The 13,284-nt window shown below is 73.5% G+C and carries 11 protein-coding genes; all 11 read right to left on the minus strand.

The features are described from left to right. Positions 1–5 precede the first annotated feature (5 nt). Genes V6U86_RS10465 through V6U86_RS10515 form a run of 11 tightly spaced genes read right to left on the minus strand, consistent with a single transcriptional unit; the run spans position 6 to position 13,272 of the window. Complete coding sequence (locus V6U86_RS10465) at positions 6–2,351, minus strand: hypothetical protein (RefSeq protein WP_334501335.1); 2,346 nt, start codon at positions 2,349–2,351, stop codon at positions 6–8. Between the two features lie 11 nt (positions 2,352–2,362). Then, complete coding sequence (locus V6U86_RS10470; RefSeq protein ID WP_334501337.1) at positions 2,363–3,799, minus strand: baseplate J/gp47 family protein; 1,437 nt, start codon at positions 3,797–3,799, stop codon at positions 2,363–2,365. Continuing rightward, positions 3,792–4,301, minus strand: a complete 510-nt coding sequence (locus tag V6U86_RS10475) for a hypothetical protein (RefSeq protein ID WP_334501338.1) — start codon at positions 4,299–4,301, stop codon at positions 3,792–3,794. Before V6U86_RS10475 ends, V6U86_RS10470 begins: the two co-directional genes overlap by 8 nt. 1 nt (position 4,302) lies before the next feature. Further along, positions 4,303–4,626, minus strand: a complete 324-nt coding sequence (locus V6U86_RS10480) for a hypothetical protein (RefSeq protein WP_334501339.1) — start codon at positions 4,624–4,626, stop codon at positions 4,303–4,305. Between the two features lie 10 nt (positions 4,627–4,636). Continuing rightward, the gene (locus tag V6U86_RS10485) at positions 4,637–6,664 is read right to left on the minus strand and encodes a hypothetical protein (RefSeq protein ID WP_334501341.1); all 2,028 of its coding nucleotides are present in this window, start codon (positions 6,662–6,664) and stop codon (positions 4,637–4,639) included. Next, complete coding sequence (locus V6U86_RS10490) at positions 6,661–7,326, minus strand: hypothetical protein (protein ID WP_334501344.1); 666 nt, start codon at positions 7,324–7,326, stop codon at positions 6,661–6,663. The genes V6U86_RS10485 and V6U86_RS10490 overlap by 4 nt, the downstream gene beginning before the upstream one ends. Then, on the minus strand, positions 7,326–7,826 hold the full coding sequence (locus tag V6U86_RS10495) for a hypothetical protein (RefSeq protein WP_334501346.1): 501 nt from the start codon (positions 7,824–7,826) through the stop codon (positions 7,326–7,328). Before V6U86_RS10495 ends, V6U86_RS10490 begins: the two co-directional genes overlap by 1 nt. 2 nt (positions 7,827–7,828) lie before the next feature. Further along, positions 7,829–9,307: a hypothetical protein gene (locus V6U86_RS10500; protein ID WP_334501348.1), complete on the minus strand. Its 1,479-nt coding sequence runs from the start codon at positions 9,305–9,307 to the stop codon at positions 7,829–7,831. After that, the gene (locus V6U86_RS10505; protein WP_334501350.1) at positions 9,304–12,558 is read right to left on the minus strand and encodes a hypothetical protein; all 3,255 of its coding nucleotides are present in this window, start codon (positions 12,556–12,558) and stop codon (positions 9,304–9,306) included. Before V6U86_RS10505 ends, V6U86_RS10500 begins: the two co-directional genes overlap by 4 nt. Before the next feature lie 2 nt (positions 12,559–12,560). Then, on the minus strand, positions 12,561–12,815 hold the full coding sequence (locus tag V6U86_RS10510) for a hypothetical protein (protein ID WP_334501353.1): 255 nt from the start codon (positions 12,813–12,815) through the stop codon (positions 12,561–12,563). Between the two features lie 28 nt (positions 12,816–12,843). Further along, positions 12,844–13,272, minus strand: coding sequence for a hypothetical protein (locus V6U86_RS10515; RefSeq protein WP_334501355.1), 429 nt, complete (start codon positions 13,270–13,272; stop codon positions 12,844–12,846). Positions 13,273–13,284 lie beyond the last annotated feature (12 nt).

A 13,284-nucleotide genomic window follows, 5' to 3' on the forward strand; every position in this document is an offset into this window, starting at 1 on the left:
CCCTCTCAGAGCTGGTCGTACACGCCGCGGTGCCGGCGCTGCTGGAAGGTGCGGAAGGTGCGGGCGACCGCCGGGCGCAGCGGCTCGGCGGTGCCGTCGTCGTCGAGGTCGACGTGGTCGCGCCGGATACCGAACGTGTTGATCTCCACCCCGAGCGGGCAGACCCGCGTGAGCGCGTTCATCAACCGCTCGTACTGCGCCAGGGTCAACGTCACCCCGTCGGGCAGCTCCACCCGGAACTCGTACGGGTCGGTCAGGCCGGTGCGCACGTAGGAGAGCGCCACCACGGCGACCAGCCCGGCGTGGGTGGGCCGCAGCGTGGTCCGCGCGCCGACCGCCTTGATCTCCGCCGTGCCGCCACCGAGCCCCACTGTGTACCAGCGGAACCCGGTGGCCCGACGCTCGCTGAGGTTCAACCCGGCCTGGGGCAGACCGATCACACTGCACACCAGCAGCACCCGGTTGCCCGTCTCGACCAGCGGCAGCGCGGCGGCGAGGTGCTGATCGCGCAGCAACCGGACCAACCGGGCCAGCCGGTCGCCGGCGGCCGGTTGGCCGGCGATCAGCGCGCCGGCCAACGCCGCCGGCAGCTCGATGGTCTCCACCAGTTCGTCGGGGAGCCGGTTCAGCGCGGCCACCACCGGCGCCGGCTCCCGGACCGCCGGCAGGCCGGCGGCGGCCAGCACCTGGTCCACCGGCTGCCCGGCCGGCCGGGCCGGCACCGCCGCCCACCGGGTCCGAGCCACCGCGTCGGTCAGCGGCGCCCACGCCGGCTCCCCGGCATCGGTCCAGGCCCGCGCGGCAGCGGACAGACCGGCCAGCAGCAGCGCGTTGCCGGCCGGGTCGCCCGGCGCGTAGAACTGCGCCTCGACCGCCGCGTTGGCGCCGACCGCCGCGCTCAGCGGCGCGGTCACCGCCAACCCCCGGGTGGGCAGGTGGGACAGGTACATCCGGGTGGTGCTGATCCGGTGCACGGTCGGAATTCCGCACACCTGCCACAGCCAGGCCAGCCCACCGTCGGCCGCCACAGTGGGCACACCGGCGGCGCGGGCCGCGGCGATCAGCGCCTCGGCGCTCCGGTCACCGGTGGGCGCCCGGCCGGTGTCCAGCACCCGGTTGCGCAGGTCGGTGGCCTGCGCGGGCGTCGGCCAGCTGACGTCGACGCCGAGACCCAGCTCGTAGCGGCTGCCGCCGGCGTCGTCCTGGGCGCGGGTCACCTGCCACACGATGGACGAGCCGAGCGCCCGGCAGACCCGCCCGGCGCGGTCCAGGGCGGCGGCCAGCGGCGGCGCGACCCCGTGGGCGCTGTCGAAGGTGTACGACTGGCGCAGGCTGGCCCGCAACGCGGTGACCTCGGTCAGCCGGCTGGCCGGCAACGCCCGTCCGGCGTGCGTGGTGTTGTTCGGCGGGGTGTTCGCGGGCAGGACGAGACGGTCGCGGCGCAGTTGGGCGAGGAAGTTCGTGCGGTGCTGCGGATCGCCGACGGCGACCAGCCGGATCGCGACGGCGAACCGGTCGTCGTCCTCGCGCACTGTGAACCGTGCGCCGCCGGGCAGGTCGGCGAAGAGCCCGGCGTTCGGGTCGGTGTCCGCGCCGGGGCCGTTGAGCAGGTGGCGTACCGCGCCCGGGGTGGGCAGCAGGAACCGCCGGTAGAGCCCGAGCCGGTGGGCGTACGCGGCGTCTGGCTCACGGGCCGGCGGGGCCAGTCGGCGCGCGTACACCTCGCCGTTGGTCGGCTCGTGCACCAACTCGTCGACGAAGCGGGCCACTCCGACGTCCGCGCCGATCCGGTCCAGCGCGTCGCGTCGGGCGTGCGCGAGGGTCCGGTACGCGTGCACCTCCCGGGCCGCGCGGCGCAGCCGGTGCTTCTCGTACGACATCAGGTAGAGCAGCCGGCCGAGGTTGCCCTCCAGCACGGCCAGCTCGACCAGCCCGGTGAGCGCCGCCCCGGTGACCGCCGTGGGGGCGTCGCCGTCGACGGTCCGCTCGGCCGTCACGGCGACCGGGAACGACGCGACCAACGGCTCGTCGGCGGTGTCCGGCACGTACGTGGGCACCGACGCGCCGGCGGCCGACCAGGGTGCGAAGACCACCGACGGCAGCACCCGCTCGCCGGTCCCGCCCGGGTCGACGGTGACCGTCACCCGGACGGTCTCCTCGGCCAGGTCCCGGCGCAACACCACGGTGAGCAGGGGGTGTCGGCTGGTCCAGTCCACGGCCGCCGCGCCGCTGGCCGCGATTGGCACCACCACCCGCCGGACGGTGCCCGGGTACGGGCCCTCCAACTGGTCGACGAGGTTACGTTCGACGGACGGGTCGGCCCCGTCCACCGGTACCCGGATGTCGGTCATCGCGCCCCCGCTCAGACGATCCGGAACGGCCGGGGGTCGTCCCGGTCGACGTAGACGGGCACCTGGTTCGCGGCGAGCACCGCGTTGTCACCGACGGGCAGCCGCTGCACCCCGTCGCCGGTGGGCGCGCTGCCGGTCACCACCACCGCCGAGTCGGCCGGGAAGCGGACCAGTCGCAGGTCGCGGACGTCGGCCACGCCCGGCTCGTTCATCAGCGTCCAGATCACCTCGGCGGCGCGGACCGGCTCACCGAAGGGCAGCTCGTCGACGTAGCGGCGCAGCCGGGCGTGCAGGCGGGCGCGCAGCTCGGTGGCGGCGGTGGAGGCGTTCACCGTCTCCCGGGAGCCGGTGGGCAGCGGCAGGCCCCGGATCACCAGGTCTGCCTCGACGCCGATGCCCACCTCGTCGGCCCGGTCCACGGAGGCGAAGATGCCCACCGGGCGCAGGTCCTCGATCACCGACTCGACGGTGGCGTGCAACCCGTCCGGGCCGTCCCAGATGGCGGCGGCGGTGGGTGCCACCAGCACCGTGACGTAGTACGGATTGCCCAGGTCACGTTCGGTGCTGAAGACCCGTTCGATGAAGTTGAAGTTGCCGAAGATGGACTGGTTGAGGTCCAACCCGCCGCGACCGTCGAAGACCTGCACCTGTCGTACGCCGGGCACGGTGGTCACGGCCAGGCCGATCGCCTCGGCCGTCCAGATGGAGCGGGGCGCGGCCAGTAGCAGCTGCCGGTAGCGGGCGTCGGAGACCTGCTGTTCGCCGCCGGTCAGCGCGACGGTGTGGGTGATCTCGACCAGCTCCTTGCCGGCGGCCTGCTCGGCGTCGTCCAGGTCGGCCAGCAGGGTGTCGGCCCGGTTCCACCTGTCGATCTTCTGGTTGGGCTGGGCGGGGTCGAGGTTGTGCGCGGGGCCGGGGTAGAACGCGGCGACCGCCGGCACCCGTTCGCCGACGGCGGCGGAGAGCACCACCGTCTCGTCCAGGGCCACGTGGTGCCCGCCGGGCGTGGAGAGTCGGGCGCCCCGGGGCAGGGTGAGCTGCGTGCGACCGGTGGGCAGCGCCGCCTTCAGCTTCAGCTTCACGGTGCCCCGGGCCGACAGGTAGGGCCGGGGGATGCCGAGCTCCTCGCCGAGGCGGGTCAGCGCGTCGGCTGTCGCCGACACGACGTACGAGTTGTCGTAGACCGCGCCGAGCGCCGCCCACATCCGGGCGTCCTCCAACGCGGCCAGTTCGAGGACCTTGCGCAGCACCGCGCCGCTGGTCAGGTCGATGTCGTCGCCGAAGAGCAGTCGGGCGGTGGCCAGCTTCTCGGCGAGCAGCCGGGCGAAGGACTTCGGCACGAAGCCGCTCTCGACGATGCCGAAGCCGGTCGAGCCGGTGGCCCGCAGCGCGGCGGCGTCGACGGCCAGAACGTCGGCCAGTTCGGCCGGGAGGGTGGGATCAGACACTGGGTAGCTCCCCGAGATGCACCGAGAGCCGGTCGTCGGTGATGGTTTCGAACTGGACCTGCACCTGGAGGGTGCGAGATGAGCGCAGCGCGGCCTGGGCGGTGTCGTCGGTGCCGGTCGCGCCGGCGCCCAGCCGCCCGTCGTCGAGGTTGACGTCGACGATCTTGCGGACCCGGGGGTCGCGGTCGAGCAGGGTGATGATGCCGATGCGCACCTGCTCGCGGATCAGGTTCGGCTCGATCTGCTCGGCGAGGGCGTTGAGGCCGTCGAAGCCGAACGTGGCGTCGAAGACGTTGGACCCGCGCAGGGTGGTCAGGGCCACCGCGAGGCTCTGGGCCACGTTGTCGGTGCCGGCGACGAGGGCCAGTACCCGCCCGTTCGGGCCGTCGTCGAAGACGACGTCGCGGGCCAGGTCGACGCCCGGCATGGTGGGTTCGAAGGCGAGGCCCCAGCCGAGGTAGCGGCGCTGGGCGGCCTGCCGCTCCCGCTCGGTGCGGTCCATCTCAGACCGCCTTCAGCTTGGTCTGCCTGGCGTTCGCCGCCAGGCCAGGGGTGCTGCCGTTGGTGGCGCCCGTGAGGGTGCTCAGCGCGACTCCGGCCCCGCTGACGACGAGCTTCCGGGCGGCGCCGGTCGCCGACATCACCTTCTTGCACTGCAAGGTGGAGTTGCTGTCGGTGATCGTGCACCCGGACACCGACTTGCCGGTGATGCCATCGAGGCGGGTCACCTCGTCGCCGGCCACGATCAGCTTCGACTGCCCGGCCGGGGTGACCGTGCCCTGGCTGGGGCAGTGCACGTCGCTCGACGTGGTGAGCACGAAGGCCATCTCGTTCTCCTCAGTGGACGTTCATCGCGTTGTCGACCTGGACGTCGACGTCGTCGGCGGCGATGTTGACGGTGCCGCCGCTGATGTTCACCGCGCCGTTTCCGGCGTCCAGGTCGATCCGGGTGGCGGTGATGGTGATCGAGCCGTCCTGTTTCATCACGATCGACGACCCGCCGGCGGCGTGCTCGATGGTGATGCTGTCGGCCTCCTGCGCGCGGGCCGGGCGCTGACCGCGGCCCCGCAACTGGGCCCGACCCACCCGCACGGTCAACTCCCCCAGCTCGATGACCCGGTTGCCGTCACCGTCGGTGAGGTCGTGCGCCACCTTGCCGTCGTGGTCGGCGGGCACCACCGTGTCGCCGATCGACGAGCGGCTGTTGGTGGCCACGCCGACCGGCAGCGACAGCCACCAGTCCCCCGGCTGCGAGACCGGGGCGTGTCCGGTCGGCCAGAGCGCGCCCACCTCCACCGGGTCGTCGGGCGACCCGTTGCGGTAGGCGAGCGCCACCCGGGTGCCCGGGTAGCGGGGCAGGATGAGTCCGCAACCACCCCAGGCGAACGGGGTCAGGTAGGTCACCCCGGGCAGCGGCGCGGGCTGCTCCCGGCGTACCGGCAGGCGGCGGGAGCCGTTGGGGCGACCGTCCGGCCGGGCCAGCCCCTCCCACACCGTCTCGGTCTGCGCCGGTGGCTCGACCGCCCCGCTGGCGTTGGTGGCCGCCGCGCGTACCTCGCCGATCTCCAGGCCACGCGTCTCGCCCCGGGCCGCCCGGGCCGCGCGCCGCACCGCCTCGGCGGCGGCCACCCCGGGCGAGGACGCCGGACCGGCCGGCTCGGCGGTGCCCACTCCGGAGGCGTCGCTCCAGCTGTCCCAGGCCTGGGCGCCCGAGGTGACCTCGACGCCCTGCACCACAGTGACGAAACCGGCGGTACGCGACAGGGTGTGCCGGGCGGCGCTGAGGTAGAGCAGCTTCGCCCCCGCGCCCAACTCCCCGGTCGACGGGGCGAACGGCGCGGCGAACGAGCCGAGCAGCGCCGCGCCGACGCTGCCCAGCGTGGTGGCCTCGTCCACCGCCGGCGGGTCGAAGGACACCAGGTCACCGGGCTTCAGATCCGGGCGACCCTTCAGGGTCAATGTCCACGCCCGACGGCGCGGCGCGGCGGTGCCACCGGCCTCGGTGGCCGCGTACGGGTCGGTGTCCTGGCTGCCGTTCTCGGTGCACGCCAACAGGCCGGTGGCGAGGGTGAGCGGCTTCGGTTCGCCCTCCGGGTACGGGATCGGTCGCTTGCCGACGTGCACGGTGCCATCGCGGATCAGCAGCATCCCCCGCCCGTACGCGTTGAGCGACTGCTGCACCGCACCGCCGATCCGCTCCAGCGCGGCACGGTAGACCAGCCCGGCGCCGAAGGCGGCCCGCTCGTCGCCGGCCGCCTCGGTGGCGCCCCGGGTCATCGTGCCGTCCGGGTTGGCGCCCCAGGTGGCGATGTCCACCCGGGTCCGGTCGGCGATGGCCCGGATCGCGGCGCTGAAGGTGGACGCCTCGAAGCGTTCGGCGACCCGCTGCCCGAGCCGGGCGTACGCCTGCTCGACGAGGGTCAGCTCGGTGTCGTACGTCCGTTCGCCGGTGAGCCGGCGCACCTTCGTCACCCGCAGCACGGCGACCAGCGCCTGGGTCAGTTCGGCCGGTGTGGGACCGGCGTTGACGCCGACCAGGTTGGTGAAGAACGCGCCGACGGAGGTGTTGGCGTCGCGCCAGTACAGGTGCAGCTTCGCCACCAGCGGGGGTTGTCCCTCGGCGGTGCGCAGCGCGGCGAAGTGCTCGTCGATCAGCCCCTGCACGGTGACCGTGTACGCGCCGGGGCCCAGCCCGTCGGGCAGCGCGGCGTCGATGGCCGCGTAGTAGTCGGCGCTGGACAGGGTGAGCGCCACATCGGGGCTGAGCCCGGTCGGGGTCTCCCGGTGGAAGGTGATGGTCCAGCCGGCGTCGTTGCCGACCGCGCCCTGACGTATCTGGCCGGTCTGGAACGGTGTGAGCGTCATCGCAGCACTCTCCGCAGCTTCTTGTCGAGCAGGTACCGGTAGCGCAGCCGGGCCGGGCCCAGCTCGGACTCGACGCGCTGCGCGGGTGGGCGGCGACGCCAGACGAACTCGTTGATCGGCGGCGGCCCGAACTGGTCCACGGCGCGGTCGGCCCGACGCCAGGCCAGGGCGAGCGACGAGCCGTAGTCGCCGGAACCACGGACCGTACCGGCGTGCAGCAGCCAGGTCAGCACCAGCAGTTCCACGGCGATCGGGGCGGAGCTGGCGGTGCTCGACGAGCCGGTGTCGGTCGGCGGCCCGGCGTCGGGGCAGACCCGGCGCAGGCCGGCGGCGAGTGGCACTGAGCCGAGGATCCGGGTGCCCTGGCGGACCACGAGACGCAGCGGCACCCGTCCGACCAGCGCCGGGGGCGGGGGTGCCGACGGCGGCGCGGGTCGGGGCGCCAGGTCGTCGGCGGAGCTGCTCACCACGGCGAGCGGGTCGGTGGCCAGCCACTGCCGGGCCAGCCCGGTGGGCAGGATCAACACCGCGTGGACACCGGCGCCCAACTCGACGCGGTGCGGGAGGCCGGCGGTGAGGCTCTGCCGCACCTCGGTGAAGCCGTCGGGAACCTCGACAGGGGCCTCCGGCAGCAGGTAGCGGTCGATCGGGAACGGTGGCATCAGTTGCCCAACCCGTCGGCGAGCGCGCCGACTCCGATGCTGGCCACGTCGAGCAGCTTGCCGAACAGGCTGGGACGGGGCACGTGGACGAGGGTGATGGTGGTGTCCAGGACGTCGCGGCGGGCGGCGGAGGCGTTGAAGGTCAGCGACTGCACCTGCATGTCGGTGCGGATGGTCATCGAGGTGACCAGGATCAGCCCGCCGAACTTCCCCCCGGAGTACGCCGCGAGGGCGGTTCCGCGTTTACTCGCCTCGGCCATCGTCTCCAGGGCGAACTTCCAGGCGTAGCGTTCCGCGCCGACGAGTACCCCGGTCAGGGTGATGGTGTCGTCGTGGGTGGCCACGATGGCCTTGTGCGCGGTGGAGCCGATCGGCGGCAGGTGGTATGTCTGGGCGAGGGAGATGGCGGTGACCGCCCACAGTGGGATCGGCAGCACCCCGTCGCTGATGATCGCCGACGGCACCGTGCCGTACCGCATGAAGCTGCTGGTGATGGCCATGCTCAGCGCCCTCCGGTGGGTGGCAGCGGCACCGGCGTACCGGTGGGTTCGACGGCGAGGCCCAGGTCGCGCAGGGCCTGGGTGATCTCGCGGACCTCGCCGGCGGCGCTGGTGACCCGCAGCCGCAGCCGGCGTTCCTCCAGTGCCGCGCTGATCCGCGCGGGCCGGGTGGACGCGGACCCGCGCCGGTTGATCCGGTCGATCTCGGCGGCGGCGTCCTCCATCCGGGAGATCGCGTCGAGGATCCGCGGGTCGGGGGTGAACCCGGGGTCGTCGCGTTGCAGCCGGGCGATGCCGTCGCGGAAGTCGGCGGCGTCGCGGCGCAGGTTGGTGACGAGGTTGTCGGTGAGCGCGCTGACGCCGCTGACGCTGCCGGCCCGGTGCGACTTGTCGTCGATCAGCCACACCCAGCCGTCGTGGCCGATGCCGACCAGGTCGGTGCCGGCGACCTTGACGTTGGCGTCCGGGCCCTTGAGGAACAGCTCGATGCTGCTCAGCGAGAACGCGGCGCTGTATTCGCCGAGCACGCCCCGGCCGTAGGTGACCATGTCGTGGCGCAGGTAGGCGCGGAAGCCGGGGCCGTCGTCGGCGCGGCCACCCCGGTCCCGGAAACGTCGCCACAGGGTGGTCAGGGCTTCCGGGTTGTGCAGGGCGAGTTGCTGGGTGAGCCACACGTCGCCGCCGGCCACCACGGCCCGCAGGTCCGCGTCCCCGATCCGGGCGAGGGCCTCGGTGAGCCGGGCCTCGTTGACCTGTAGGGCGCGGGAGCGGGCGCGACCGAGGTCGTCGACGGCGGCGCGCAGCCGGGTCACCTCGTCGGGGCTGAGCCGGCCGCCGAGCCGGGTCTCCAGATCCGCCACGGCGGCCCGCTTCCCGGCCTGCGACTCGGCGGCCACCGCATGCCACAGCGCTGCCGGTTCCAGCTCGGCGGCACGGCGCAGCGCGGCCTGCCGGTCCGCCGGCATGGCCCGGAACGCGTCACCGACAATCCCGGTGGGTTCCACGTGCCGGCCGCCCGCGCCGCCGCCGGCGTCGAACTCGCGCAGCAGCGAGTCGGCGTACGCGGCGGAGTCGTCGGCCAGCCGCAGCGGCGCGTCCCCGACGATGCCGTCGCGGGGTCGGCTCAACTCGCGCATCTCGGTGTTGAGCTGGTCGAAGTACTCGCCGAGGGTCGCCACCCGCACCCCGTCGGGCAGGGTGCCGCCCTCCAGCACGTGGTCGAGGATCGCGGCGATGTTGTCGCGCAGGACGGCGATGCGTTCCAACCGGTTGAGCGCGTTGTTCAGGTGCAGGTCACCGACGTCGTCGACGATGCGGCGGATGAGGTGTTCCAGCAGTCGCCGGGAGCGCACCTCGCCGGCCTCGCTGTGGGCGGCGACGGTCCGGATGAAGCTGCGCAGCCGCGGGTTCGCGTCGGCGGCGGCGTGCACGGCGGCGGCGTCGAGGAACCGGCCGGCGCGGAACCGACGCGGCCCGGTCACGGCCGCACCACCGGAGCCCGCGGCCCGGCCGCGGCACCACCGGGCTGCGAGTCGAGCACCATGAGGATGAACCGGGCGCCCTCCGGGCCGCCGACCGCGCCGCTGAGCATCGCCTCGCGTTCCACGTACGCGAGCACCGGCTCCATCAGCTTCTGCACGACCCGTTCGAGCACCTCGTTGAGCAGGATCTCGGTGAGGAAGGCCTGGAGCAGGTCACGGGACGCGGCTTCGACGATCTGCCGGGTGACCCGGCGTACCACGTACCCCCGGGCGGCGCGCAGCCCCGCGCGGACGCCGAAGCGCAGGGCGACCCGGCCGCCGCGCACCACCGCGCCGCCGATGGTGCCGGCCTCCGGGATCAGCGACATCGCCAGGCCGAGGTACGCGGCGAACAGCTCGACCTCGACCTCGGTGCGGGTGAGCACCAGCTCCGGGTCGAGCATCGAGCCGTAGAGGCGCTCGCGCTGGTGGGCGTGCGCCACGTCGACGGCGGCGACGGCCACCCCGACGACGAAACCCAGCGGTGGGCAGAGGACGGACAGCGCGATGATCCCCACCATGGTGGCGAAGGCGCTCAGCGCCTCCCGGCCCAGCTCGGTGCTGAACAGGTCGTCGACGCCTGTGGCGTAGTAGAGGTTGCCGCCGAAGAACTCGCCGATCTGCTGGTGGGTCACCAGGTGGATGCCCTGCAGCGCGTACCGGCCGCGGGGGATGGTGGCCGACGGGATGTGTTCGCTGATCCGGCTGGACCGGAAGGCGAACCGGGCGTCGGTGCGGGCACGGCCGAGCATCTCGGTGTTGTTGCGCCGCATGTCCTGCAGCACCCGCCACAGCTCGTCGCGGATCGCGGCGCGGTTACCGGCGAAGCGGGCCAGCACGTCGGGCAGGTCGGTGATCTGTTTGACCAGCGGGTCGATGCCCTCGGCCTCGCCGCGTTGGATGACCAGTGCCTGTTCGATCTCGGCGAGGGTCCAGAGCACCGCGTGCGAGTCACGGATCCGGGTGGTGCCGTCGCGTTCGACGATCTCACCGGCCGCGCCGGGGCTGCTCAGGGCGGCCTCGGTGGCGAGGAAGGCGCTGGAGATGGCGCGGGCGGCCCCGTACCAGGCGGTGGACGGGTTGGCCATGCTCAGCGTGGCGACGGTGCCGTCGCCCAGGTCGGTGTGCGCTTGCGTCCACCGGGCGGCTTCGTGGCGGCGCAGCCGCTCCCGCAGCCCCTGAAGCTCGGCGTAGTCGGTGAGCTGGGAGACGATCAGCCGCTCGAAGATCGGGGCGTACCTGTCGAAGTTGGTGATCCGGGCGTCGATGCCGGCGCGTGAGCTGAGCAGCAGCTGCACGAGCATGGCCTGGCTGCCGACGACGAAGAGCTGCCCGACGGCGCCGTTCATGGCCGAGCTGAACGGCTGGACGAAGTGCAGGTTCCAGGACGCGGACGTGTCGATCCAGCCGCCCTGGATCCGGGCGAAGTGCTCGGGCTGGCTGTAGCGGCCCATCACGAGTTGGGCGAGGCGGTCCAGTCGGGGCACGACCCCGGCCAGGTGGCGCAGGAACTGCACGGCCGGCGAGGCGACCGGCCGGAAGTCCAGCGGGCCGAGCCGCCCGGTGCCCTCCGGCACGGGTCGGGTGAACGCCTCCTGCTCGGCCGAGCCGACCAGCAGGCTGATCGCCGCGGCCCGACCGCGCAGCATGGCGGCGGCCTGGAGGCAGAAGTTCGCCGGATAACGGCACGGCTCACCCATCTGCAACCGGAACGCGATGTCGTCCATCAGTCGGCGCAGCTCGTCGCCGTCCGGGCCGAGCGCGGCCAGCTCCGGTTCGCCGTTGAAGGGGGCACAGGCCCGCATCTCGGAATGCTGGCCGGTGACAACCGGGAACCGTCGGCCGTCGGTGCCGGGTGGGGCGCTGGGGCTGCTCGGGTCGAAGACGAAGCCTCCCCGCCGGGCCCCGCCGGTGCCGTCCCCGCCGCTGCCGCCGGCACCGCCGCCGGGCCCGGTGCCCAGACCGCCTGGTCCGCTGCCGCCCGGTCCGCTGCCGCCCGGTCCGCTGCCCGCGCCACCCGGTCCGCTGCCCGCGCCACCCGGTCGGGTGCCGGATCCACCGCCCGGGCCGGCGCCGCTGCTGGTGCCGTCGCCGATGCTTCCGCCGGGAGGCGCGTTCGGATCCGGTGGGGTGGCCGGTCGGTGCTCGACACTGATCGGCAACAGGTTGGCCGTGCCGGTCCAGTGCAGCGAACCCTCGGTCTCCTCGGTGCCCACCAGCAGCAGGGAGGTCCCACCGATGCTGATCACCACGAGGCAGGTCGGCACCGCACCGCCCACCGAGGCGAGGATCGCGTCGACCCGCCGGGTCACCTCGGCGTCGACGGCCCGTTCGATCTGCGCCTGGTACTCGTCCACGCTGGTGGTCTCGCCGCGCGGCTGGGCGATCCGCAACCGTTGCCGGATGTCGGCGCTCACCTCCTCGTCCACCATCGACACCAGGGCGCTGCGCCCGGCCACCGGCCGCCGCGTCACAGTGCCGGGCTGCGGGCTGGGGATCCGCTCCTCCACCTCGAAATGCGGCTGCGGGGTGGGCCGGAACACCGTCTCACCGAACCGCTCGAAGGTGAGGACCGACCACGGCGTGGTGTTCACCATGACCGCCCAGACCTCGCGACCGTCGGTGCCGATCACCCGGGCGATCACCCCCTGCGGGGTGCCCGACGGCAGGCCACCGTGCTGCCGTACCGCCTCCTGGCCCAGCTCGCCGAGATGACTGGCCAGGTAGGCGGCGGGGCGCAGCAGCCACTGGTAGGTCACCGGCGGTGGTTCGTCGCCCTCCACCGCCACCTCGGCGGCATCCCCACCGTCGTCGTAGGACGGCACCCGGTACACCGCGAGCAGGTGGCGCATCCGCTGCGGATCGAACAGCTCGGCCGCCGGCCGGCTCAGCGGCACGGCCACCCCGGCGGGCAGCCCTGGGTCCAACCGTGCCGCGGTGAACACCTCGTCGATGCGCCGGCGCAGCCGGGCCTCGAAGGCCCGCCGGTCGTCCGGGGAGACCCACTCGCCGCCCGGGCCGGTCCACCGGAACTCCGGCGCTCCGGCGCGTACCTCCAGGTAGCCGCCGCGGGGCGCGACCACCTCGTGCCGGGAGCGTTCCAACGCGCGCGCCAGGGCCGCGCCGAGCGCCTCGGTCACGGCCTCCGGTCGCTCGGTCACCGACCGGGCGTCCAGCCGGATCCGCACCGGCACGTGCACCGAGATGGCCACCGTCAGAACCGCCCGTCCAGGTGCTCGGCGAGGCGGGCCAGCGCCAGGTCGGCGAGGGCGTCGGCGTCGATCGCGCCGCCGGCCGCGACCACCTCGATCTCCACCGGGAAGTGGTACGCGATGACCGCGCGGTCGTCCTCGGCCACCTGCTCGGCCTCCGCCTCGCTACCGGCCGCCGGCAGCACCAACTCACCCGCGTGCACCAGGGCCAGCCCGGTACGGGTGACCCGGGCGGCGCGGCCAGCACCGGTCGCCATTCGCTACCTCCGGTTGATCCTCGTCGGGTTACGGCAGGACGGACTGGTCGCCGGTCTTCGGGTCGACGGTCGCGGCCAGGCTGAAACCGCTGAAGGTCGCCGCGGGCGCGCCGGAGATGGTGGCCGTGGTCGGGGTGGCGCTGGTGATCAGACAGTCGCGCAGCACGAACGACGAGAACGACCAGTCGTCGCCGGTGTGCTCCAGCAGCGCGATGTCGAACAACTCACCGTCCAGGGCCAGCTTGGTGAGCCGGCCGGCGACGTCCCCGATCGCCTTGACGGTCATCGTGAAGTTCATCGACACCGGCGCGTGGATGACACCCAGGTGGGTCACCTCGCACGAGTGCAGCGCCTCGACGTTGAGCGAGAAGGATGGGCTGAACGAGTCGATCGGGCTGATCAGCACCGTCTCGGTGCCCTTGGTGTACTGCACCGCGAGGCGGGTCTTCCACTCCATGGTCTGGTTCCT

The sequence above is a fragment of the Micromonospora sp. CPCC 205558 genome (genome assembly GCF_036902955.1).
Lineage (GTDB): Bacteria > Actinomycetota > Actinomycetes > Mycobacteriales > Micromonosporaceae > Micromonospora.